Source organism: bacterium, assembly GCA_040754625.1.
Taxonomy (GTDB): Bacteria; JACRDZ01; JAQUKH01; order JAQUKH01; family JAQUKH01; genus JAQUKH01.
In genome coordinates, this window is the sequence record JBFMCF010000060.1 from 1 (window position 1) to 23,457 (window position 23,457).

Sequence of the window (23,457 nt, forward strand, 5' to 3'; positions counted from 1 at the left end):
GCTGGGAATAAAGATCCCTAATCGTCCGGTTTTTATACAAAATGTAGTGCAGAATTTGAGGGGGTAAAACCCGCAACCCCTTGAAAAATAAGAAGCTTGATTTTAAAACTGCGGAACTTAGGCTAACGCAAATATTAGAAAACATAAAGTAAGTTTTGAAAAAGAAGACCGTGACTGTAATCAGGGAAGTGAATAAAAAATCGATCGATGAAATAAATGCTGAAAATCAAACAAAATGGCATCGAACAACAAAAATGACAAGATAGAAAAACTGTTTTTCTTGTCCGTTTTTTATCAGTTATTATTGCACGTATATTTTTCTTTTATATCAAGAGACCCCCGTTTGTTTATTCCTCATGTAGTTTCATATCTTCACGATATTGCCCTTCTCGGAATAATAACCGCATTTGATTATTTAGCGGCAGCCGTTTCTCCGGAAAAATTCAAACAGACAGTTAATAAAGCAGGGCAGGTATTTATTATAATTGTTGGAATACTATTAGCGGGCTATCCAAAAATTCTACGAGAATATCTGGCATTTCCGGTAAATATTTTTGAATCGGATTTGGGGAGCGCGAAGACCCTGATTTCAGATTATATGGGCGCAACAGCTTTATTGCCGGCGATTATTGCGTTAATATTATCTGTCTTAGTTTTATTTACCCCGTTAGAGAATACTGGTAATAACTTTGATTCAGTTCTATATAAAGTTTCTACTGAAAATAAAGGGAATTCTCTAACGGGGTTTATTCCTAAGGGTTTGAGAATATCAAATAAGATTAAAATTACCGTCTTGATTATTGTCCTGATAATCTTCGCATTTTCTTTGAAAAGGCCTTCACCCCAGCCGTTTGTGTTCAGCCTGCAGAAAAAAATCGAAAGCATCATAAAAAATGAAGAACGGGAAGTTCCTTCATTAAAAAGGCCATATTCAAAGTCAAAGATAATTGATGATAAAAACACACTCACCTTTTCGAAAAAAGAAATTACAAACTATAAACATATTTTATTGATCGTATTGGAAGGTGTGACTTCAGAGGATTTTGAGAGGGAATTCCTAACGCTGCCTGACGGGTTTTATCAACAAAATAAAAACCGGGCATGTTATTATAAAAATTATTACGCTACAACCATGGATTCTTATACAAGTTTAATCTCAATGCTGACTTCTGTCCAGGTTCCATACCGCGCCTATGCGGATGAGACTCTTTTTATTAATGTTAATAACGCGCTGAACATTGCTCAGGATTTGCGTAACAGAGGATTCTATACTGTTTTCATGAGCACCTGCGAATACCATCCGTTCTCAAAAAGGAGAACTAAAACCAATTGAAGTTAGAAATGAATTTCAAAAATATGTAGATGAGTTCAACGCGAAATATGGAGTAAAATAAAGCAGGCAATTAAAAGAGGTAAAATAATCAAGGGTTGCCTTTGCCGGACATTTTAAGCAGTTTGCTTTCCCCGTCATCTTTATATTTATTCCTGATTTCCAAAATTTTATCGCGGGAAGTTAAAAAAGCGTCTGTCATTTCCGGGTCAAAATAATTCCCTCTTCCGTCTTTAATAATCGCAAAAGATTTCTCGACGGGAAATATTTCTTTATACGGCCGTTTTGACGTCAGCGCGTCGAAAACATCCGCTATGGCGCAGATTCTTCCTGCTGCCGGGATACCTGCCGCCTTTAAACCCTTTGGGTATCCGCTCCCGTCCCATTTTTCATGGTGTGTCAGAGCGATAACCTCAGCAAGCTTGATAAAATCCGCTTCGGAATTTGCCAGGATTTCCGCGCCGATAATCGTATGCTGCTTCATGATTTCCCATTCACCGGGAGTAAGTTTGCCGGGTTTTAACAGAATATGGTCAGGGATACCTATCTTTCCGATATCATGCATAGGGGCCGCGTAAAGAATTTGTTTGACGCTTTGTTTATCCAGCCCTATATTTTCCGCGATCACCGCGGCGTAATTGCTCATCCGTTGTATGTGGGAACCCGTATGTTCATCTTTATATTCCGCGGCGCGGGAAAGACAATAAATAGTTTCAAGATGCGCCGTATTTACTTTATCTAAAGCCGATTGAAGTTCTTTTGTTTTTTTTGCCACTTCATATTCCAGCTTCTTTTCATAATCCTGCATACAGTCGTGGTATGCTTTTACCGTGAGAAGCGACTTCACTCTTGCAAGAAGTTCCGGTCTTTCAACCGGTTTACTCAAAAAATCATCACACCCCGCGTCAATGCCTTTTACCCTGTCCTGCAGGCCGCTTAAAGCGGTAACCAGGATAACCGGTATCAATCTCGTTTTCTCATCAGTTTTTAGCTTTTTTGTTACTTCAAAACCGTTCATTTTAGGCATCATGACATCTAAAAGTATAAGATCTATATCTTCAGCCAAAACTTTACGCAATGCCTCTTCCCCGTCGGACGCAGTAATAACATCATATCCATTTGGGATAAGGTTTGCTTCAAGCAGTTTAATATTTACCGGTTCATCATCGACGACGAGGATTTTTTGTTTTATTTTCATATTTTTTTTTAACACCTTACGCTGTTTTCCAATTTTTCAACAAGTTCGCCGCTTGTTTTTGCGTCAACAGGAAAAGTGGCCGACCCGCATACGTATTTCATATCGATTGCCTTATCCGGATTTTCAAAAAACTTCCCCATCGAATCCAGGAGTTTCCTGGTTACCTGGGGCGCGTTTTGTTTATTGACTTCAGCTATTATAACGATTATTTCGTCTTTCTCCACTTTTATTACCTGGTCATCGGCCCTCAATATACCTTTAAGATACTGCGTAATTTTAAATATAACGCCTTCTATCTCTTCTTTTTTGTTTTTTTTCATTATTTCCGCGAAGTTATTGAAACATAGTGCAAACATTGAAAATTCTTTTTTATTATATTTAGATGCCCGGATCCTGTTATTTATATTTGCAAGAAGCACCTGCCTTGGCATATACTCGGGTAATGTAAAGCTGAACCGTGTACCTTTGTCTTTTCCGGCGCTCTCAAACCATATTTTCCCGCCATGCATATCAATAATTTTTTTACTCAAGGCAAGGCCGAGTCCGGTCCCGCCGTATTTGCGGGTGTGGCTGTTGTCAATCTGCTCAAATTCGTTGAATAATTTATATTTGTCCTTCTCTTCTATCCCAATACCTGTATCCACAACAGAAACTGTAATACCGCTTTCTCCTTCCCGTTTTGCCTCAATCCCGATTTTCCCGCTGTCCGGGGTGAATTTAGCGGCATTAGAAAGCAAATTATAAATCACCTGCTTTATTTTAAGTTCATCTGCCGTTATAAAACCCACATCGTTGCCTGCTTCCAGGTAAAGTTCCAGATTATGTTTTAACGCTTTTTCCTTTATAAGACTCATACTGCCCTGTAAAAGTTCCTTTAAGTTAAAATAGTTCATCTCGATATCCATTTTACCTGCTTCAATTTTAGAAAGATCCAGAACGTCATTTATTAAGGAAAGGAGATGTTTCCCGCTGTCCAGGATATCTTTCAGAAATTCTTTTTGTTTTTCATTCAGACGCCCGAAATTTTCTTCGTCCAGAATTTCTGAAAATCCGATGACTGCGTTCAACGGCGTGCGCAGTTCATGGGACATGTTGGCAAGAAAATTTGATTTTGCGCGGTTGGCGAATTCAGCTGTTTCCTTTGCATGAGAAACTTCTTTCAGGCTTTTCTCCAGCCGGTCCCTGATTTCCCAGTTAAAAATAAACAGGATATTCCAAACCGACCATGCCAAAACCGCACTGCAGAAAGCCCTAAACACCTGCACGGGAACATGAAATAGATTAAAAAAACCTGTAACATTTATAACGGAAGCGGGAAAAAAATCCGCCTTCGGCGTAACAAACCCGCCCAATATGCCGTAAATGCCAATAGATAGACCCGCCGCTAAAAAATACCATTTGTTAATAAGGTTTTTTAATATATTTTTATTATCGTTATAATACCAGAAAAAAGCTGCTGCTGAAAAAATCCCTCCCGGTAAGCCCAGGAAATAACGAAGCCAGATACTCCTGTCACTTTCTGACACAATACCAAGTAAAACAGAAACAAAACACAACATGATTGTAATCCATTTATTGGAAAATTTTCTGTATCTCAGGGAAGCAAAACGCTGCCCAAACTCAAAAAGAAAAGCATATGATACAAATAAAGCCGCCAGGCGCGCCAGGTTGAATATACCCGATTTAATCCCTCTGGTTATCGCGAACATATCAAGCCATTCGTTTAAGCCGTGAATTAACCCGAAAACAGCCAATAACCATATAATATTCGACAGTTCAAACATGCTTTCCCTGCGCGGCTGGACAAGGATCGCAATCCCCATAAAAACAAAAGAGAATCCGTAAACAAAATATACTATATCTAAATTTTTAACAAAAACATCTGTTAACATATTAACGACTATTCTATAACTATTTTTTTCTTTTGTCGATAAATTTCGGGAAGCAAAAACTATAAGATTATTTAATGATGTATTAATGTGCCAAATCGTATATAATATGGTTTAAACTATTTTAAAAAAGGAGAGAAAAATTATGAAAAAATTTCTTATTTATTCCGCCGTATTTCTTGTGATGGTGATAAATTCACCCGTATGGTCGCAGGAAACCCAGTTGTCCGACAGCAGGGCGAAAATCGAGGTAAACGGTGAAGCTGTATTAAGCGTTAAACCTGACAGGGTTGTTATCAATTTCGGAATCGAAACGTTTGATAATGATATTGGTGACGCTAAAAACAAAAACAATAAAATTTTAAAGAAAGCGTTTGCAGTTATGAAAGAAGACCTTGGAATACAGGAAAATGAAGTCCAGGCTGACCGCGTGTCGATAGAACCAAAATGGAAAAAGGATAAAGACAGGGAAGAATTAGCCGGCTATGTGGCCCGCGATATGTTTGTTGTAAATCTGAACGACGCGGAAAAGGCCGAAGATGTCATTTTTAAATTGCTTGACGAGGGTGTAAATTGTATATATGGGATAAGCTTCCAGTCGGCAGAGCTTAAAAAATACCAGGAACAGGCAAGGGAACTTGCTTTAAAAACGGCCAGGGAAAAGGCTGAAAAAATGGCGGTTGTATTAGGGCTGGCTATCGGTGACGCTGTTAAAATTACTGAAAATGCCACTGAACCGTCATGGTATTATTATTCAAGCTGGTGGCACTGGGGAACAGGGCAGTACCAGGAAATGTCAAAAAATATCCCGCAGGGTATTAAAAACACAAAATGTGAAATGGTGGATGTTTTTAAACTGGGGCAGATTACGGTTTATTCAAATGTTGATGTTACATTTTTATTAAAGAAAGAAGGAAAGGAAATTAATGAAACACCTGCACCGCAGGAAACAAATAAATAAATGAATATATTAAGTTCAAGAAAATTTATAAATTCAATTTTATTTATAATAATCGCGCATACCGCCGTTTATGCCCAGGAAACGATTGACCCCGTTAGAAAATATCCGTCACTGATACTCAGTAAATCGTCAATGAATGGTTCAAGAGAAGCACAGGCATTTTCTAACGGGGTTGACGAAAATGCATTGTTTTCTAGCCAGGAAATAGTCGCTGAGACAACGGGAATCGTTGATGCAAAAATTATTGAAGAAGAAAAAAAGACGGTTAATTTCTCAGGCGAAGTAACAGCGGCATCCCAATATACTTTAAGCCGTGATAAGGATGCAAAAGACAATTCCCTGGCCTCTCTGGTTTATGCGAATTTCTTCCTTGATGCGCGTCTAAAAAAAGGCACAAAATACTTCGCCAACCTGGAATTGCTGAATAACGCCAGCGGGAGCAATAATAATGACAATGATTTTTTGCTTTCGTTCAGGGAGTCCTTTATTGATTTTAATATTAAAAATACTGCATACTTCAGGACGGGCAAACAGGTGATCCAGTGGGGCAGGTGTTATTTATGGAACCCATCGGATGTTATTAACGTTGAAAAGAAACCGTTTATAAAAAAAATAGGTTATCGCGAAGGCACTTATGGCATGAAAATTCATGTGCCTTTCGGCACAAAATACAACATTTATAGTTTTATCGATACAAAAGACGCGAAAGACATTGATGAACCCGGCCTGGCGTTTAAATACGAGTTTATTCTTAAAAAAACAGAAATGGCGTTTTCAGCGTGGGGCAAAAAAGGGTTTAAACCGGTTTACGCGTATGATTTTTCAGCGAGAATATCCGGGATCGACACTGTCGGGGAAGCGGCCTTTTCCCGCGCAGATATTGCTGAAAGGCTTAAGGAAGAAAACGGTATCTTATCAAAATTCAGAGAAGGCAATAAATGGATTCCGAGGGCAAGCATAAATTTCGGCAGGCAGTTCGATTTTATGGATATAAGCGACAGGATATCGGTAAATATGGAGTTTTATTATAACCGGTCCGGTTATAAGGAAAATCTTTTTGGTGACGCTCAAACCTATACCTTCGCCCAGCCGGTTACAGTCTACGATTCATCCGGTGTTCCTGTTGTAAAAACGAGCGGGACGAAAAAAGATTTTTTGCTTGATAACAATCTTTACCAGGCAAACTATCATTCGAGATATTACGCGGCGCTGTTTACAAGCGTCAGAAAATTTATAATAAGTGATTTGACCCTGACCTTGAATCTTATAGGCAATCTTAACGACAAGTCTTCCATTTTAACGACAGGTGTAACTTACACGGACATAAATGATTTCAGCCTCGGTTTTAATGTCTATTCATACCTTGGCCATTCAAACCGCGAATACACCTACTTAAATGACTTGCTTGCCGCGCGGGTTACGATAGGGGTTGTGTTTTGATGAGACCGTAAATTAAAATCTGGAATAAAATTATGAACCTAAATTTGATCTGGTATTTAATTCTGATTTTTTTAATCGCCGGGGCAGGTTTTAAACCGGCCATACCGGCTGGTTACGGCGGGTGGTTAGGGTTCAAAAACACGGTAAAAAAAATCACTTCATCTGAATTTGATTATCACCTGCAGGGTTATATCGAAGCATGGCTTTTTTATAAATACACCCTCGGTACAGACCGGCTCAGGGTGTCCGTGAAAAACGGAGTCGTTATGCTTGAAGGATCTGTCAACAGCGACAGGGAAAAAAAATTAATCCCGTTGACTATCCGGTCGTTTAAAGGTGTAACGGACGTAATCGCAAAACTACAGGTATGGCCTTATATTGACAGGCGCTACAAAACCAGGTGGCAGTCCTGGTCAACATGGACTGTCCCGGATACAGGCGAACGCAAACTATTTTTTCCAAAAGGAGATCTTTTCGCGCCGCCATTGGCCGACCCGAAACAGCCAAAATTCTTTGCCTCTGTAGAACGGTATAAGACCGAATTTTCCAAAAACAGCATAGCTTCGGTGGGGTTCGGGGAGGATATCGGGCTTATCAGGTGGCCGGGAAAATTTGAAGGTGACGGTAAACAGGTCGGAATAAGCGGGGCGGTTTTAGCTATATTTAACCTGGAAGCTAAATCAAAAGATCTTATTAATGCCGACTATATTATCGGGATTCCTTTCAGCGCACGAAAGGATATATGGTCGTGCAGGGTAAGGCTTTATCACCAATCATCGCACCTTGGAGATGAATTTTTATTATTGCCACAGCCCGGGCCGAAAGTGGAACGGATAAATTTAAGTTTTGAAGCTTTGGAACTTCTTGCTTCATGGGAAAGGAGACGGCTTCGGCTTTACGGCGGAGGGACAAGAATTTTGCAGACAGAAACTGTTTTAGATAAGAATCATATGCAGTGCGGATTGGAATATCGTTTCACGCCGCCGGGCTGGGAAAAAGCCAGTTTTATCTCGGGGATGGACTTTAACGGCGCACTGAAAAACAGGAGCTGGTCGCCTGATATCAGTATAAAAGCAGGGGGCATGCTTCACAGCCCCTATGACGATGTGAGATCTTCACAGGTTTTCCTGGAATATTATAAAGGCCACTCCCCCCACGGGCAGTTCAATGATTATAAAGTTAATTATTACGGGGTTGGGTTCGCATTTTCTATCTGATTATTATTCTTATATGAACACTAAAATTTTTATAAAACATAACATACTCCTGTTAATACTTTTTCTATTTTTACTCCTGCCTTTTATCCGTGTATCTTCTGAAGATACGGAATTTAAAAAACAAAGGATACAAATTAATGAAAATATTTTGATTGTTGAAATTGCGGATACCGGGGAAAAAAGGCAAAAAGGCCTGATGCACAGGGAAAAATTAGATGAGGATAAAGGCATGCTTTTTATTTTTGAAACGCCTCATTATTACGCGTTCTGGATGAAAGACACAAAAATCCCTTTATCTTTGGCTTTTATAGATGAAGATTTCAAAATTACCGGGATAGTCGATTTAAAACCGATGGATACAACACCCGCGGTTCCATTAAAAAAAATTTCCTATGTTTTAGAAGTAAATAAAGGATGGTTTGAAAAAAATAAGGTTAAAACCGGGGATATAGTGAGTGGAATTAAGAAAAACAACAAATGAAATTAATTTTTAAAAAGGAGGATTTATCGTGGTTAAATTGTGGAGGTGTGAAATCTGCGGCGACCCTTATATAGGAAATAACCCGCCGGATAACTGCCCGTTCTGCGGGGCGCATAAAAAATATATCAAAGAGGCAAAACAGGCAGCGGTAAATTTTAATGTTGAATTAAATGAAAAAGATATGGGTAATGCCGGGCATGCCCTCCAGGTCGAGATCAGCAATTCATCATTTTATTTCTGCGCTGCCAAAAAAACTGACGACGCTGAAGGAAGGTTATTATTCAAGGCCTTGGGTAAAGTCGAGGCTGAACACGCCGCTATCTGGAAAAAGATATTGAAACTTCAAATTGTGCCTAAAGGGAATGAAGTATGCCATTCCAAAAATGCGGATAATTTAAATGACTCCCACAAGAGAGAGACAATGGCCATTGAGTTTTACAAAAAAGCAGGATCGGAGTCAAAAAACCAGCGGATTAAACAGATTTTTGAAGCACTGGTTGAGGTGGAAACGGACCACCTGCATCTTTCGGAGCAAAGACTAAAATAATTCCATCGGAGTGACTATCTCAACAGGCTGGTACCCGAACATCTGGTTTATACCTTTAATTTTCATTTTTATTTCAAGCCGGACAAGGTTTTTATAATCAGTGCTTAAGATAACAGGAATATTATTTACCGCGCAGGATGCGGCTTCAGTATAATAAAGATTCTGCGGAGAAGAAAACAGGCCATATTTTTTGTATTCTTCAGAAAGTTTATTAATTTCTTCGTTTGGAACAATAATGATAGGTTTTAATTTTAATATTAAGCCTTTTAAAATTTCCTTTGAAGATTCCTGCCAGTTATTCGAAATTTCCATGGTTTTTTGAGATATAAAAACAGTGTATTTTTTTTCTGAAAGGGCCGGGAGAAAGGCCTCACATAAGGTTTTATCATTGATGTTCCCTGATGAAAGCAATCCCCATAAGTTATGTTCAATTAAGATGTCCGGGTTTTTTTCCATATAAATATTTTTGTAAAAGGTTTATTAAAAAATATTTCAGATAAAAAAGATATAGTAAAGGACTCTTTTACAAGTTTCAGCCCGGACATTAAAAACAAATCCGAATAGAATTTTTTATCCCTGAAAAAAACAAAGTTGTTTTTTATAAAAGGTTTCCCGGCAATATGGTCCCTGAATAAAAGTTTGCCATTATTTTTTAATACGCGGCTGATTTTATTTATCAGGTTTCCGCATCCTGCTTCATCTATCAATTCAAGTATCCCGGAGATAATGACAAAATCATAATATTCCTCTTTTTCCGGCTTCCAGTCATTTATATCAGATTTGATAAATAAGATATTATTGATTTTTTGTTCTATCGATTTCTGCCTGACATGTTTCAGCATTTCGGCTGAAAAATCTATACAGGTAGTTTTTTTTACTTTAGGCGCAATCCATAACGCCCACCGGCCTGTCCCGGCCCCGATATCAAGGGTATTCCAATTTTTGGAAAAAGCAATGTTTTGGCTGATAAACCATTTTTCAAAAAGTTCAGTTTTTGAAATTTTAACATTTTGTCCGCGATACGCGGTGTCAAGATTTTTTTTTGCGGTGTCCCAGTATTTATTATGAAAATTCATTTTGTTTTATTTTCCATATCTTGAAGTATTTTTTTTGCCGCCTCCATATTGTGCTGCACAATATCATAATACTCCTTATTATCCGCGGACAATAAAATATCCTCGTATATAGAAATAGCTTTGTTTATGTTTGTTTTTTTCTCCAGGGGGAGGTGTGTATAAGCATTAGCAAGATTTACTTTTGTCATTATTAATTCTCTTTTACCTCCAAATTTTTTATATATTTCGAACGCTTCATTAAAATATTTTATAGCTGATTCTAATAGATTTGCCACGTCTTTTAAAGAGCCAGTTTCATTTAACATGGATAACTCCACAAAAATATTAGCCAGATTATTTTTCAGGCCGGCATATTGAATGGGATATAAATCTTTTTCAAAAACTTTGAGGGCGTTATTGTAAAAATATTCCGCTTTTTTCAAATTGTCGGGCCCCTTATTGTATTTCAGTGAACTGTATATAAGCCCGAGATTGCTGCTAATCCGTCCAAAACTTACAGGGCGGTTATCCTGATTAATGACCTTTAAGGCATTCTCGTAATATTTAACAGCCTCTATGAGGTTGCTTTCATCAGAAACACTTCGCATATTTAATAAAATATTTCCCAGGTTTTCCTGGATGAACCCGAACTGGATTGGATAAATATCTCCTTTAAAAAATTCCAGGCTCATAGTAAAATGCTTTAAAGCCTCTTTTATGTCGTTTTTATAAATATATGTTAAGCCGAGATTTGCAATAATAAGATAAAATACCTCTGCCTGGTTGTCTTTTGAAACCAGTTGTTCTGCTCTATTGAGATTATTAAGGACCTCTTTAACATTCTCCTTCATCTCATTTTTTATTTTAAAATAACTTACTCCAAGATTGTTATATGTAACAGCCTGCATTTCTTTGTTTTTGTGTTCCCGAAACACCCTGATTGATTCTGAAAAGTTTTTAATAACCAGCCTGTCGAACTTATTTTTATCACCAAAATATAAATTTTCATACACAATTGCAAGGTTGCTTAAAGCAATTCCATATTCTTCATTTGACCAGTCAGGGGACGTTTTGACTGCCTGTTTTAAATAATTTTGCGCATTAACAAAGTTTTCACTGTTTAAGTCAAACGGATAACTTAAATAATGCACTCCTAAATTATTTAATATGCTTTGGTAAAATATTAAATTTTCGTTTTTATCAATTAATGGAATTATGTTCTGATAATATTTCCTGGCTTCCAGATGGTTATATCTGACCTGTTCCCCTGTTTGAGAATGCAGTAAACAGGCATTCCCAAGGAAAAATGATATTATGGGATTATCAGGGAATTTACCTCCCCATACTGATATTGCCGTTTTATAATCCCTGTTTAGATACTGAACATATCCCCGCAGGAAAATTTTAATTAAAGAACCGTTATTTTCATTAAAATTTTTAACAGTATCCGTAAATTCAATATTTTTGAGATTAAGCAGGCTGGCAATGCTGTTGTCTATAGCAATATAATTACATGCCGGTCTTTGCATCGTTAAGTAAAACCGGATATTCCCGTCTTCTATCTTTCCCCAGATCATTAATTCTGCGTTTGACTTTTTTAGTTTTTTTAAAGCCTGCCGGTTATCGTTTATTTCTACAGATGTTTTTTTAAGAATTATTCCCGGTGGCGGCTGCAATGAGGTTTTTATTTCTTTTAATATATTTTCAGAGACATTGTCATTATCATTCCGGAAGGCGTTTATAACCCAGGTGTTTTTTTCTTCTTTGCCCGCAATTTTTAAAAAAAAGATGGTTAATACAGTAACGATAAAGAAGAAACCAAATATATAAGTAAGTTTTACATTTTTAGGCATTGTATTTTCTAAAATTTTGCTAATCAGCAAGAATTGTAATTATTTTTCAGATATATGTCAATATGTTATTGGTATTTTTTTCTTGACAAAGCCATTATCATATAATGAATGACCAGTCAGTCATAAATTGTGAACCGTGTTCCGTGATTTGTTGTCCGTAAATAAAATTATCAATAATTTTCCTGTTCGCGATTTACAATGCGTAGTATTTTGCCATGAAACAGACAGAAGAAAAAAAAGAAAACCGTAAAAAATTAATTTTAAAAACCGCCCGCAGGGTGTTCGCCAAGCACGGGTATTTTTTGACGACTATCGATATGGTTGCTAAAGCCGCGGACCTTGCCAAAGGAACAACTTATTTGTATTTTAAAAACAAGGAGTATCTTTTCTTTTCGCTTGTTGAGGATGGGTACAACGAACTTTTCTCTTACCTGATAAATATCAAAAATGAGAATGTCGACCCTCTGAGAAAAATTTATAACATGATAAAACTCGATGTTGAATTCCACGGGAAAAACGATGATTTGTGCAGATTGTTCTTTAGCAATCAAGCCCAGGTTGTCGACAATTTTCTGCCTAAATTCAGGCAGAAAATACTGGAAAAACATATGGAACAGATAAAACTTGTCGCGGAAATTGTGAGTGAAGGAATAAAGCAAAAAAAGCTGAAAAAAATGGATCCCATTCAATTGGCGATTGTCATAATAGGAATAACGCATTGCCTGAACATAACAAACTGTATGAATATTTCAAAGCAAAAAAGCGCCGAAAGCGAAATTTCTTTTATGTATGATTTTGTTTTGAATGGCTGCAGGAAACATTGACGCGCGAACGCGTATAAGCGTTAAAAGAAATATTTGCCAGAGCACAAGGTAGTTTAGATGAAAAAAACCGCTTTATTATTTTATATAATCTGTTTTTTACATGTGTCTTTTGCGGGGGAGGGAAAGCTGACTCTCGATAACTGTATAAATATCGCGCTTGAAGAAAACAAGCTTTACCTCGCGGCGAAAATCGATAAGGATCTCGCGGATTTGAACTTGAAAAAAGCCGTGGCTGTGGCCCTGCCCGAGATCAGCGCGAAATCTTCATACACAAATAACGGGCTCCTGCCTGAGACGGAGTTCCAGGGAATGAAAGTCACTATCGGCCAGAAAAAAATTTACTCAAACTCCTTAAGTATCAGCCAGCCTTTATTCAACAGGCGCACCTTTATACTTTTCAAAGGGGCAAAGATAACGGTCAAAAGTGAACAGAATAAATTGTCGGAAGAAAAAAACCTGCTTGTTTTTAATGTGACAGAAGCCTTTTACGGTTTACTCCGGGCGAAAAAAATTGTCAGCCTTCAGAAAAGCGCTATTGATTTAATGAAAGAACATTTAAAAAACGCGGAGGCGCTTTTTAAAAACGGCATTGTTATTGAAACAGATGTGTTAGGGGCGGAGATGGAACTGGCCAAGGCCGAAAAAAATCTTTTAACGGCCTCTCAAAATGAAATTCTCGCGGCGGAAAATCTAAACCTGGTTTTAGGCCGTGATCCCGGGTATCCTCTCGAAATTGAAGAAGAATTAAAAGAAATAAATTATACTGATGAGGGCCTTGACTTTTATCAAAATGAAACAAAAAGCAAAAGGCCAGCCTTGAAAAAAATAAAAGAGGATTTGCTCCTCGCGGAGGAAAATGTTTCCCTGGCCAGGGCGGGTTACTGGCCCACATTTTCGATAAAAGGCAATTATAACTGGAGCGATGATAAATTTGTTCCCGGGAATGATTCCTGGAATATCGGATTAACGGCGGACATCAGCCTTTTCAACGGAGGTTTTACCCGGATAGAAACAAGAGAAGCGGGATACAAACTGGAACAGGTAAAAAACCAGTTATGGCAGAACGAACAATCGGTCCTTCTGGAAACAAAACAGGCTTATATGAAACTGGAAGAAACACGCCAGCTTGTCGGTGTAAACAAAAAAATTGAGAATATAGCCGAAAAAAATTTTGAGATAATCAGGAAAAGCTATATGGCCGGCCTTGTACCAAACACTACTGTTCTCGAGGCATACACGGCTTTGCTGGAGGCGCGGACAAATAAGGTTTCATCTGATTATGATTACAGAATAGCTGTTGCGAGACTGGAAAAGGCAGTGGGAATATCTTTAATTGATTAAAAAAACGGAGAATATTTTATGAAAAAAAATCTACTGATAATTTTTTGCCTTGCTTTATTTTCTTTTTCCTGCAAAAATGGCAACGCGAAAGCGAACGTTTCCCCCCAAGAAAAAATAAAACTCATTCCTGTAAAAGTAGCATCTTTTACCCGCGGGCCGATCAAGAGGACACTTTCCACTTCCGGGGATATAAAACCCATCGCTGAAGCAAATATTACCGCTAAAATCGGCGGCGAGATAAAAGAAGTATTTGCGGAAGAGGGGGATAAATTAGAAAAAGGGAGCGTGCTTCTGAAAATTGACGATTTCCACGCGAAAAAAGAAAAAGAGCGCGCTGAAGCCTCGCTGATCGGCGCTTCCGCGAGATATCAATACGCGCAGGAAACCGCTGAAAAAACAGTAGCTGTCCAATTGAAGGATGCCGAAGCGAACCTCAAAACCGCGAAAGCCGCAATGGAGCTTATATGCAAAGGCGCCCGGGATGAAGAGATCAAGCAAATTAAATCTGAAAAAGATTCTGCCGAAGCGGTCTTAAATAATATTAAGGGTAATTACGACCGCGTAAAAAATCTCTGGGATAACAAACTTGTATCACAGCAGGAATGGGAGAAAATACAGACTGAACTTAAAACAGCGCAGTCAAAATTTGACGCGGTATCGGAACAATATAATATTTTAGTAAAAGGCGCGCGTGACGAAGACATTAAAAAAGCCGAGGCCCAGGTTGATAAAGCAACCGCTGCTTATGAACTCGCGAAACAGCTTTATGATTCAAAATCATGGTATAAGGACCTGAAATCCGCGTCCGCGTTTTCAAAAGAGGCGCAGGCGTCTTTCGATCTTGCCTCAAAAGCGGTTGATGACACGGAAATAAAAGCCCCTTTTTCTGGAACCATAATGAAAAAAAACGCGAATATAGGGGAAAATATCAAACCGGAGCAGGTAGTATTTTCAATAATGGATTTTTCAAAAATCAAAGTTGAAGCAAACATAGCGGAAGCAAACATAACCGAAATAAAGGCCGGACAGGCTGTAAATATAAAACTTGACGCTTATCCCGGGAAAGTATTTCACGGAAAGGTTAATCTGATTTCTCCCGGTATAGACAGTAAAAACAGGACCGCAAAGATCGAAATCCTGGCCCCAAATGAAGATAACCTTATAAGGCCCGGCATGTTCGCCCAGGTGGAAATAATCACAAAAGAAAATTTTAATGCCAATATTCTGCCGAGGGAAAGCCTTGTTGAAAAGGAAGAAAAAAAAGGTGTTTTTGTGGTTGAAAACGGGACCGCGATTTTCAAAAATGTCCAAGCGGGAACTGTCACGGATGAAAAATTTGAAGTCCTTTCCGGGATTAATAAAAATGACAAGGTTGTTGTCAAGGGTGTTTCGGATTTGTGGGATGGAATAAAAGTAGAAGTAATACAATAGCCGTTTAAACGGTTTAAACAGCTTGAACCGTTTTATTAAGGAGTTAAATTCGAATGCGCAAACTAATTGAATTTTCGGTCCATCACCCGGTTACAATGGCGATGGTCCTTCTCATCCCGATTGTATTCGGCATTTTTTCGGCGTTCCAAATGCCGGTCGATATGCTCCCTGAAATCAACGCGCCCACGCTTGTCGTGACCACTAACTATTCCGGGACAGGCCCCGAGGAAATGGAGAAGCTTATCACGCGTCCCATGGAAGAGGCTTTCTCCAGGATGAAAGACCTTAAAAAGGTCTCATCCGTAACAACGGAAGGCAAATCGACAATAATTGTCGAGTATGACTGGGGAAAAGACATGGATATCGCGGCCATGGATGTCAGGGAACAGATTGATAAGATAAAAAACCTGCTCCCTTCAGAAAGCGAAAAACCTGTAATACAGAGGTTTGACCCTAACGCGTGGCCAATTATATGGATCAACTTGTCAGGGCCGCAGGAATCCTACGAGGTGAGAAAGACCGCCGAGGATGTGTTCAAAAACGCGATCGAGCAGATTCCAGGGGTCGCTTCGGTGGAAATTACGGGAGGCAAGGAAAAAGAAATACAAATACAGGTTGAAACAAAAAAACTTCTCGCTTATAACCTTACCCTGCAGGATATATCTCAAGCTATAAAAATAGAAAATCTAAACATGCGGGCGGGAAAGGTTGAAGAAGGGCGGATGGAGTTTCTTGTCAGGACAATAGGTGAATTCTCATCGATTGACAACCTGAAAAAGCTAATTGTCTCAAACAAGGATAACAATCCGATTTATTTAAAGGACGTCGCGGATGTTCTAAGCAGTTATAAAGATGTCGTGAGCTACTCAAGATTGAACAAGCAGGACAGCGTCGGAATGCTTATATTTAAGGAAAGCGGCGGAAACACTGTAGAAATCAGCGACCTTGTTTTGAAAAAGCTTGAAAGCATAAAAAAACAGCTCCCGGCCGGGATGGTAATCGATATTGTATTTGACCAGGCGGATTATATCCGCGATTCTTTGAAAATGGTCAATGAAAGCGCCGTTTCAGGTTCCATTCTTGCCGTGTTTATTCTTTTCCTGTTTCTTATCGACTGGAGAAGCACATCAATCATATCATTATCAATCCCCATATCCGTGTTTTCAACAATCGGGGCGCTTTATCTTTCCAAAATAACCTTGAACATATTAAGCCTCGCGGGATTGGCCCTCGGTATCGGTATGGTGGTTGACAATTCCATTGTTGTCCTTGAAAACACATTCAGGCATATTAATTTAAACAAAGAGAATCCCGTGCATGCCACGATAGAAGGCACGGCTGAAGTCGCGATGCCGATACTTTCTTCAACAATTACCACTATCGTTGTGTTCCTGCCTCTCGCGTTTGTCAAAGGGATCGCCGGGGAGATATTTTTTGACCTGTCATTTTCAATCGCTTTTTCACTGGTTTTTTCGATTATAGTTTCATATACCGTTGTCCCCATGGCAACCGCGATCCTTTTTAAACGCAAAAAACACGCTAAGGAAACAAAACGCGAAGAAAAATTTTTTAAAATAATCCGCTGGACCGCCGGGACAATTTCCATAGTTATAGCGTATTTGGGTATGGGTTACAGCCCGTTAACATCCCTTGTTATTTTTATCATGTGTTTTATTGTGTTTAAATTCCGGCTTATGATAGGAACTAAAATTCTTGATCTTTACAAGGATTTTATGGTCTGGCTCCTTGGTAAACGGGTCCGGCAGGCGGGCGCGCTTTTAACTTTACTGGTATTTTTTATCCTAAGCCTTACGATAAAGCCCGGCATGCAGTTTTTCCCGCCGGGAAGGCAGAAACTTATAAGGGGTGATGTTGAGCTTAAACCCGGCGCGAGTTTAAACGCGACTGACAACATAGCGAGAGAAATGGAAGAAATAATCCATGAACTTCCTGAAGTAGTCACTTCGGCGATAAATGTCACACCTCAAAAAGCGGACATAACAATAAAAGTGGATGAAACAAAAGGAAGGCAAATCCCCGAGATAATCAATGTCCTGAATGAAAAATCCAAAAATTTTCCGGACGCGAATATAAAACTCAAAAGAATGGAAGGTTTCCGCCATGGCGAGGAAAGTGATATAAGCATTAAAATCATCGGAGAGGATTTAACCAGGCTCAAAGAAATCGGCGGGAAATTGCTGGCAGAAATAAAGGCGGTCCCTGACCTTAAGGACTTTGACATTTCCATTAAAGAAGCTTTGCCTGAAGTCCAGGTAATACCGAACCGGGCCAAAATATCAGACCTCGGCCTTAACACTCAATATATCGCGCACACCTTACAGACAAGTATCGACGGCGAAGTCGCTTCAACTTACTGGGACAAAAATGATGAGATAGACATACGCCTGAGGCTAAAAGACGCGAATAAACAAAATATCGACTTTTTAAACACTATACCTTTGACTAAAACCCTTCTGCTCGGCAATGTGGCGCATGTAGTAAAAAGCGCGGGCCCGTTGAAAATCGAACGTGAAAACCAGGTGAGGAGCGTGTCTGTGACGGCAAATTTGAAGGAAGGCCTCGCCCTCGGCGATACAATGCAAAAATTAAGTAATAAAAACCGGACGGGTTTTGTCGACACGTTTAATTTTCCTCCCGGTTACTCATGGCATTATGGCGGCCAGGGCGAAGAGATGATGGAATCGTTCAAGTATCTCATGTTCGCGCTTATAGAATCCTTAGTCCTTATTTATATGGTAATGGCGGCGCAGTTTGAGTCTTTCGGGCACCCGTTTTTAATCATGTTTACCATGCCGATGGCGTTTATAGGGGTTACCGGCGGCCTTCTAATTTCAAGGGACAAATTAAGCATTACGGCGATGGTCGGTATCATAATGCTCGCCGGTATCGTGGTCAACAACGCGATACTTCTTATTGATTATATAAATGTTTTGCGGAAAGAAGGCATGGAGCGCAAGAAAGCGACGGTCCAGGCAGGAGTTACAAGAATGCGGCCCATATTCATGACCACCCTGACAACCGTTCTCGGTATGCTTCCGATGGCCCTCGGTATCGGCGCGGGCGTGGAATTCTACAAGGCGCTGGCGGTCGTTGTCATCGGCGGATTAACGTTTTCAACAGGATTAACGCTTATTGTAATTCCGATCCTGTATAATATTTTCGAGGCAGGGAAGGTTAAGATATTTGAAGGAGTGAAGAGTTTGATAAGAGGTGAGTAGCTTAAAGTAAAATACCAATCATGGGATTCTCACCGGGATGTTTCTCCACCCGATCATAGTAATTTACACCTGGAGATTGTTAATAATGGCAGTTTCAAGGCCTTTTATCTAAAACTTCGTAGATATCTTTTTACATCCTCATGGCTTCCTGCCAATACAAGATAAAAGGTGTTATTTTCTTCTTTTACAACAACCCGGAGTTTAATATTAACTCTGAATTCATATTTATTATGATTTATTTTTTTGAATCGAAATCCAAATGGATCTTTTCCAGAAACAAGAAATGTATTAAACGCCTCAAGACTTTCCGCGATTTGGTTTTTATCCTGCGGGTTCATTTTTTTAATTGAGCGGTCAAAAGATGGTAAAACTGAAATTTTTTTCACTTAGTTGCCCTTTTTATATATTCCGAAAACTCTTTCCCCGGTTTTAACACCTTTGCCTCCGCCTTTTCACTATCTACAATACGATCTATATTAGTTAATTCTTCGGGCGTGTAGCGGGGTTCAATTTCTACAGGCGTAAGTTTTATATAATTCTCCTCAACATCCACCGCGAACAATTCATTCAATTTTAAATGCAATTTGTTCACTATTTCATTTGGAATAGTTACCTGATTTTTTATTTTCAATTTTGTAATAGTCATTACCTGTTCACCTCCGGCGATAATTATAACCTTAGTGCTATAGTATGTCAAGTCATACTTTCTAACATAATGGGGACAGTAACCAGAAGCGCTCATAAAACCCTGAATTAATTTGCCAATTGTTCTACAAATATCCAAACGGTTTATATAAAAAAAATTCATCCTATATTTATACAACATACGGGACCGGGGTATGGGGCCCGGCAATGAGGCTCTTTTCACGTTCGGAAATTGTTAAAATTATTCTTAAGGTGTAGACTGCATTAAACTAAATAATGAAAGTGCTTTTGTATAACATCTTGATAATTTAAATCATCGCTTCAATTTGTGTCCCATCTTTTATATGGTAATTTATTTTATTTTTAGCGCAAAATTCAATAATCTTTAAGCTTAAATCAAATATTGTCTCTGAATTAGGATTAGTTGAAGGGGTGAGGAGTTTGATAAGGGGTGAGGAGTGAATAATCATGGTTTGACAATTTTAATATATGACGTCTATTTTATTCTTGGTATCCCAAGATCTTTGCAAATTTTTCTTGCAAGATTGTCATTTATTTCATTATGTCTGGGAACTGATGAACGTTTATTCAATTTTGGATTTCCCCACCACGAATGGCTTCCACCTTCTCTGATAAAAACACAGCCATTTTCCCTAAGATACTTCAATAATTCAAGCCGTTTCATATAAGAATAGACGCCTCAATATAATTAGTGCTTGCTTCGCGAATTGCTTCTTGTTTATTCATATCAATAGCTTCTTTTAAAGTAATTTTAAGGCTTTTTAACAAGTCTTCTTTGGTTTTTTCTTGGCAATTAACACCTTGGATTTCTTCGATCCAGCCTATCCACCAATCACCTTCTTTTTTAATAACTGCTGTATATTGCATAACTATTCTCCAATCTTTAATTCTTTTCTATCATATTTGTATATATTATACTACAATTTTTGAAACTTTTAATGGAAAATATTTGAAATTAGTAATATAACATAGAAAAAAGGAGACGCGGAGCCGTCTTGTAAGTTGTAACGACTTGGAAATCGTTCCAATAATGTTGTAAAGTCTAATTAAAAAAAGTAAGTTGTAAAAAAGAGTAGGGTTCTATGCCCACCTGCCAAATTTAGTTTAAAGTGGATAATTGACTTTTCCACTCCCAATTTACGCTATCGGGTTTCGGGCTATCCTACTTCACAGTAGTTTCGCACTTGCTCCCCTGTCTCTCCTATTCATCTTTAAAATTGATGACTTCTGTATGATTAATTTTATGTATCTCTTGATTTAAAAATCTCAATTTTTTTAATAAATTCTCATATGATTGATAAGCATCATTAAATTTTTGTTTTGGCTCTTTAATAATGTCCCTTCCTTCCTTATGTATAACTTTAACGTATGCGGATTCCGTTAATCTGTTGGTAAAAACATCAATATCTTTTAATAAATTTTTCTTAATTTCTAATGCCTCTGATAAACTTACCTCTGTACCATCATAATTAAATTTTGATTTTAAATTTGCCAATTGTAATTCCCGATTTAATTTCACCCGCTTAGTCTGTAATTTCTTTAACTTTTCCTGAATTGATTCAATATTAAAATCTTTACTTGGTTGCAACTCATCTTCCTCTCTTGAGGAAAAAAATCCTTTTCTTTCTCTCTTTTCGTCAATTAGGTTTTCCAAGATTTTACTATGCTTGTCAAACTCATTTCTTAATTCAATTGCCTCATAAATATAAAGATTATTCTTGTTGTCAGACATTATCAAACTCCTTTCTTTTGTTCTTTTGTGCTTTTCAATATAATATTAATTTATTTTAAGTTTGTCAAGATAAAAGTAAAATTAAATATATAAGCAGGTTTGGAGCTTGTCTATACATCTACAATGTTTTTCTAACGGGGTTCACTTGATAACCACAGGAATATATGTTAAACTTTCTTCATTATGAAAGTCCTTTTAATCCAGCCCAGGAAAGGGCAAAAATCGATCGGCGGCGAGGATTTCCATATGTTCGAGCCGCTCGCGCTTGAATATCTCGCCGCGGGAATTGAAAACGAACATGATGTAAAAATCCTTGATATGCGCATTGAAAATAAACTTGAATCTTATATAAACACCTTCAAGCCTGATGTTATCAGGATCTCCGCCTACACAGTCCATGTTAATACAACTAAAAGTTTATGTGAAAAAATAAAAAATATCAATCCGGATATTTTTACAGTTGTCGGTGGTCACCACGCGACAGTAATGCCGGAAGATTTTTTAACGCCATACATTGACCTTGTCGTAATGGGGGAAGGCGTCCTTCCATTTAAAGAAATAATGTCCATGCTCTCACAGAAAAAAGAGATTGATAGAATCCCCGGGACCGCTTATATGAAAGATGGGAAACCGGTAATTAACGCTAAGAATGAATTTAAAGACCTTGATTCTGTTCCATTTCCAAACAGGAAATATTCCCAAAAATATCGAAAACATTATTACAGCGAATGGCTGAAGCCGCTCGCGTCAATGCGGACCTCCAAAGGATGTAATTTCAGGTGTAAATTCTGCGCGTTATGGAAGGTCGCGGAAACAAATTATCTGGTAAGAACACCGGAAAAAATCCTTGAAGAACTCGCGACTATTGGAGAGAAAAACGTTTATTTTGCGGACGATGAATCGCTCCTCGACGTGGAACGGATGATGACCGTCGCGAATCTCATAATAAAATCCGGTATAAAGAAAAATTTTTTCTTTTACGGAAGAAGCGACACCATAGTGAGGCACCCCGATTTACTGGCAAAATGGAAGGAAGCGGGGCTTAAACGGCTTTTCGTCGGGCTCGAATTTTTCAGGGATTCGGATCTTAAATTTATTAAAAAAGGTTCAACCGTCCAGATTAATATTGAAGCCGTTAAAATACTCAACCAACTTGGCATCGAAATATTCCCTTCATTCATAATAAGGCAGGAATTTGACGAAAATGATTTTAGAGAGCTGAAAGAATTCTGCCTCAAACTCGATTTTAATTTTATCGGTTTTTGCGTCTTAACACCTTTCCCCGGAACGGATTATTATAATGAGGTTAAGGATAAACTTATCACAACAAACTATGATTATTCCGACCTGTTCCATACATTGCTTCCGACAAAACTGCCCATTAAAGAATTTTATGAGGAGTATATTTCACTTTTCAATAATTCAAGGTCAAAAGCAAAACAGATCGAATTCATGAGAAAATACCCGCTCCGCGAATGGCCGTCACTCTTCAAGATATATTACAATTTCAACAACCAATTGAAGAATTTGTGGAGGGATTACGAATAATGTTATTGTAGGGGCAGGGCTTGCCCTGCCCTCTGTATTTTAAACATAATTTTCATCATCCTGCCAATTGATAGGATTGTTAATTATGTATTCCACAATTTTATACAATTCTGCTTCGTTTCGTATTATATGCTCATAATAATTACGCTGCCAAACGGGTACCCCTAACCGATTTAAATATTTATTAATTTTGATAGCTGAAATTGATTTTAAGACACGAACAACATCACCGATTGTTTTCCGTTTTTCATTATTCGCTTTATATTTGTTAGTAATTGTAGGGGCAAGGCTTGCCTTGCCCTCTGACGTTTCTGACATAACCATTGGTGTTGTATCAGAGGGTAGGGCAAGCCCTACCCCTACATTAAAATCATTGATCACTATAATTGCATGTATGTGATTCGGCATTATAATAAATTGTTCTAATTGTATTTGGGAAAATCGTTTCGGCAATTCCTTCCAGCATTTCTCGATAATTTCCCCACATTCGTTTAATTGCATTTTTTTATTTTCAATTCCACCTAACAAACATTCTTTATTCCTACAGCATATCGTTATCCTTCTTTCGAATAATCATAATTTTTTAATCTAATGGATCGCCTATGATGAATATCAGGATTGTATTTCATGGATTTGGAATTAATTTATTTTGTAGGGGCAGGCTTATCTAAATTAAAATAGCAATCAAAAGGATCATTTAGCTTC

General features: G+C 38.2%; 22 protein-coding genes. 11 read left to right on the plus strand and 11 right to left on the minus strand.

The features are described 5' to 3' along the window. The first annotated feature begins 235 nt into the window (after positions 1–235). Positions 236–1,333: a hypothetical protein gene (locus tag AB1498_04890; protein MEW6087620.1), complete on the plus strand. Its 1,098-nt coding sequence runs from the start codon at positions 236–238 to the stop codon at positions 1,331–1,333. An 88-nt stretch (positions 1,334–1,421) separates the two neighbouring features. Here AB1498_04890 and AB1498_04895 read toward each other — a convergent pair whose 3' ends face one another. Beyond that, positions 1,422–2,528: a two-component system response regulator gene (locus tag AB1498_04895; protein MEW6087621.1), complete on the minus strand. Its 1,107-nt coding sequence runs from the start codon at positions 2,526–2,528 to the stop codon at positions 1,422–1,424. Positions 2,529–2,536: 8 nt separating this feature from the next. Then, entirely contained in the window at positions 2,537–4,420 is a 1,884-nt protein-coding gene (locus AB1498_04900; GenBank protein ID MEW6087622.1) for an ATP-binding protein, read from the minus strand. 142 nt (positions 4,421–4,562) lie between these two features. Between AB1498_04900 and AB1498_04905 the strand changes: the two genes are divergently transcribed. From AB1498_04905 to AB1498_04925, 5 genes are read left to right on the plus strand one after another with little or no spacing between them, the layout of a single operon-like run. Further along, complete coding sequence (locus tag AB1498_04905; GenBank protein ID MEW6087623.1) at positions 4,563–5,378, plus strand: SIMPL domain-containing protein; 816 nt, start codon at positions 4,563–4,565, stop codon at positions 5,376–5,378. After that, a complete protein-coding gene (locus tag AB1498_04910; GenBank protein MEW6087624.1) occupies positions 5,379–6,818 on the plus strand; it encodes a hypothetical protein in 1,440 nt (479 codons plus the stop codon). A gap of 32 nt (positions 6,819–6,850) precedes the next feature. Further along, entirely contained in the window at positions 6,851–8,035 is a 1,185-nt protein-coding gene (locus tag AB1498_04915) for a DUF1207 domain-containing protein (protein MEW6087625.1), read from the plus strand. A gap of 13 nt (positions 8,036–8,048) precedes the next feature. After that, on the plus strand, positions 8,049–8,516 hold the full coding sequence (locus AB1498_04920) for a DUF192 domain-containing protein (protein MEW6087626.1): 468 nt from the start codon (positions 8,049–8,051) through the stop codon (positions 8,514–8,516). Positions 8,517–8,544: 28 nt separating this feature from the next. Continuing rightward, the gene (locus AB1498_04925; GenBank protein MEW6087627.1) at positions 8,545–9,063 is read left to right on the plus strand and encodes a rubredoxin-like domain-containing protein; all 519 of its coding nucleotides are present in this window, start codon (positions 8,545–8,547) and stop codon (positions 9,061–9,063) included. Here the strand turns inward: AB1498_04925 and AB1498_04930 are convergent. The 3 genes from AB1498_04930 to AB1498_04940 are packed head-to-tail and all read right to left on the minus strand — an operon-like array spanning position 9,055 to position 11,971. Then, positions 9,055–9,519 (minus strand): hypothetical protein, encoded by a 465-nt coding sequence (locus tag AB1498_04930; protein MEW6087628.1) that lies wholly within the window; start codon positions 9,517–9,519, stop codon positions 9,055–9,057. The two genes, AB1498_04925 and AB1498_04930, sit on opposite strands and share 9 nt — an antisense overlap. Continuing rightward, positions 9,495–10,139, minus strand: a complete 645-nt coding sequence (locus AB1498_04935; GenBank protein ID MEW6087629.1) for a class I SAM-dependent methyltransferase — start codon at positions 10,137–10,139, stop codon at positions 9,495–9,497. Before AB1498_04935 ends, AB1498_04930 begins: the two co-directional genes overlap by 25 nt. Next, a complete protein-coding gene (locus AB1498_04940) occupies positions 10,136–11,971 on the minus strand; it encodes a tetratricopeptide repeat protein (GenBank protein ID MEW6087630.1) in 1,836 nt (611 codons plus the stop codon). The genes AB1498_04935 and AB1498_04940 overlap by 4 nt, the downstream gene beginning before the upstream one ends. A 215-nt stretch (positions 11,972–12,186) precedes the next feature. On the opposite strand from AB1498_04940, the gene AB1498_04945 reads away from it, so the two are divergent. The 4 genes from AB1498_04945 to AB1498_04960 are packed head-to-tail and all read left to right on the plus strand — an operon-like array spanning position 12,187 to position 18,806. Further along, positions 12,187–12,795, plus strand: coding sequence for a TetR/AcrR family transcriptional regulator (locus AB1498_04945; protein MEW6087631.1), 609 nt, complete (start codon positions 12,187–12,189; stop codon positions 12,793–12,795). Positions 12,796–12,852: 57 nt separating this feature from the next. Beyond that, positions 12,853–14,136, plus strand: coding sequence for a TolC family protein (locus AB1498_04950; GenBank protein ID MEW6087632.1), 1,284 nt, complete (start codon positions 12,853–12,855; stop codon positions 14,134–14,136). Between the two features lie 18 nt (positions 14,137–14,154). After that, positions 14,155–15,567, plus strand: coding sequence for an efflux RND transporter periplasmic adaptor subunit (locus tag AB1498_04955; GenBank protein ID MEW6087633.1), 1,413 nt, complete (start codon positions 14,155–14,157; stop codon positions 15,565–15,567). A 53-nt stretch (positions 15,568–15,620) separates the two neighbouring features. Beyond that, positions 15,621–18,806: an efflux RND transporter permease subunit gene (locus tag AB1498_04960; GenBank protein ID MEW6087634.1), complete on the plus strand. Its 3,186-nt coding sequence runs from the start codon at positions 15,621–15,623 to the stop codon at positions 18,804–18,806. 104 nt (positions 18,807–18,910) lie between these two features. On the opposite strand, the gene AB1498_04965 is transcribed toward AB1498_04960, so the two are convergent. From AB1498_04965 to AB1498_04985, 5 genes are all read right to left on the minus strand, one after another. Beyond that, on the minus strand, positions 18,911–19,192 hold the full coding sequence (locus tag AB1498_04965; protein ID MEW6087635.1) for a hypothetical protein: 282 nt from the start codon (positions 19,190–19,192) through the stop codon (positions 18,911–18,913). Then, a complete protein-coding gene (locus AB1498_04970) occupies positions 19,189–19,452 on the minus strand; it encodes an AbrB/MazE/SpoVT family DNA-binding domain-containing protein (protein MEW6087636.1) in 264 nt (87 codons plus the stop codon). Before AB1498_04970 ends, AB1498_04965 begins: the two co-directional genes overlap by 4 nt. Positions 19,453–19,947: 495 nt before the next feature. Next, positions 19,948–20,136, minus strand: a complete 189-nt coding sequence (locus AB1498_04975) for a type II toxin-antitoxin system HicA family toxin (protein ID MEW6087637.1) — start codon at positions 20,134–20,136, stop codon at positions 19,948–19,950. Then, positions 20,133–20,345: a type II toxin-antitoxin system HicB family antitoxin gene (locus tag AB1498_04980; GenBank protein ID MEW6087638.1), complete on the minus strand. Its 213-nt coding sequence runs from the start codon at positions 20,343–20,345 to the stop codon at positions 20,133–20,135. The genes AB1498_04975 and AB1498_04980 overlap by 4 nt, the downstream gene beginning before the upstream one ends. A 328-nt stretch (positions 20,346–20,673) precedes the next feature. Then, complete coding sequence (locus AB1498_04985; GenBank protein MEW6087639.1) at positions 20,674–21,204, minus strand: hypothetical protein; 531 nt, start codon at positions 21,202–21,204, stop codon at positions 20,674–20,676. Positions 21,205–21,387: 183 nt separating this feature from the next. On the opposite strand from AB1498_04985, the gene AB1498_04990 reads away from it, so the two are divergent. After that, a complete protein-coding gene (locus AB1498_04990) occupies positions 21,388–22,752 on the plus strand; it encodes a radical SAM protein (protein MEW6087640.1) in 1,365 nt (454 codons plus the stop codon). A gap of 39 nt (positions 22,753–22,791) precedes the next feature. Here AB1498_04990 and AB1498_04995 read toward each other — a convergent pair whose 3' ends face one another. Then, positions 22,792–23,280 carry a transposase gene (locus AB1498_04995; protein MEW6087641.1) on the minus strand — a complete coding sequence of 163 codons (489 nt, stop codon included), beginning with the start codon at positions 23,278–23,280 and terminating at the stop codon, positions 22,792–22,794. Positions 23,281–23,457: the final 177 nt, after the last annotated feature.

Excerpts from the sequence above, each read along its gene's own strand:
- AB1498_04890 (MEW6087620.1), top strand. The coding sequence starts at position 236 with ATGGCATCGAACAACAAAAATGACAAGATAGAAAAACTGTTTTTCTTG.
- AB1498_04895 (MEW6087621.1), bottom strand. The coding sequence starts at position 2,528 with ATGAAAATAAAACAAAAAATCCTCGTCGTCGATGATGAACCGGTAAAT.
- AB1498_04900 (MEW6087622.1), bottom strand. The coding sequence starts at position 4,420 with ATGTTAACAGATGTTTTTGTTAAAAATTTAGATATAGTATATTTTGTT.
- AB1498_04905 (MEW6087623.1), top strand. The coding sequence starts at position 4,563 with ATGAAAAAATTTCTTATTTATTCCGCCGTATTTCTTGTGATGGTGATA.
- AB1498_04910 (MEW6087624.1), top strand. The coding sequence starts at position 5,379 with ATGAATATATTAAGTTCAAGAAAATTTATAAATTCAATTTTATTTATA.
- AB1498_04915 (MEW6087625.1), top strand. The coding sequence starts at position 6,851 with ATGAACCTAAATTTGATCTGGTATTTAATTCTGATTTTTTTAATCGCC.
- AB1498_04920 (MEW6087626.1), top strand. The coding sequence starts at position 8,049 with ATGAACACTAAAATTTTTATAAAACATAACATACTCCTGTTAATACTT.
- AB1498_04930 (MEW6087628.1), bottom strand. The coding sequence starts at position 9,519 with ATGGAAAAAAACCCGGACATCTTAATTGAACATAACTTATGGGGATTG.
- AB1498_04935 (MEW6087629.1), bottom strand. The coding sequence starts at position 10,139 with ATGAATTTTCATAATAAATACTGGGACACCGCAAAAAAAAATCTTGAC.
- AB1498_04940 (MEW6087630.1), bottom strand. The coding sequence starts at position 11,971 with ATGCCTAAAAATGTAAAACTTACTTATATATTTGGTTTCTTCTTTATC.
- AB1498_04945 (MEW6087631.1), top strand. The coding sequence starts at position 12,187 with ATGAAACAGACAGAAGAAAAAAAAGAAAACCGTAAAAAATTAATTTTA.
- AB1498_04950 (MEW6087632.1), top strand. The coding sequence starts at position 12,853 with ATGAAAAAAACCGCTTTATTATTTTATATAATCTGTTTTTTACATGTG.
- AB1498_04955 (MEW6087633.1), top strand. The coding sequence starts at position 14,155 with ATGAAAAAAAATCTACTGATAATTTTTTGCCTTGCTTTATTTTCTTTT.
- AB1498_04960 (MEW6087634.1), top strand. The coding sequence starts at position 15,621 with ATGCGCAAACTAATTGAATTTTCGGTCCATCACCCGGTTACAATGGCG.
- AB1498_04970 (MEW6087636.1), bottom strand. The coding sequence starts at position 19,452 with ATGACTATTACAAAATTGAAAATAAAAAATCAGGTAACTATTCCAAAT.
- AB1498_04975 (MEW6087637.1), bottom strand. The coding sequence starts at position 20,136 with ATGAAACGGCTTGAATTATTGAAGTATCTTAGGGAAAATGGCTGTGTT.
- AB1498_04985 (MEW6087639.1), bottom strand. The coding sequence starts at position 21,204 with ATGTCTGACAACAAGAATAATCTTTATATTTATGAGGCAATTGAATTA.
- AB1498_04990 (MEW6087640.1), top strand. The coding sequence starts at position 21,388 with ATGAAAGTCCTTTTAATCCAGCCCAGGAAAGGGCAAAAATCGATCGGC.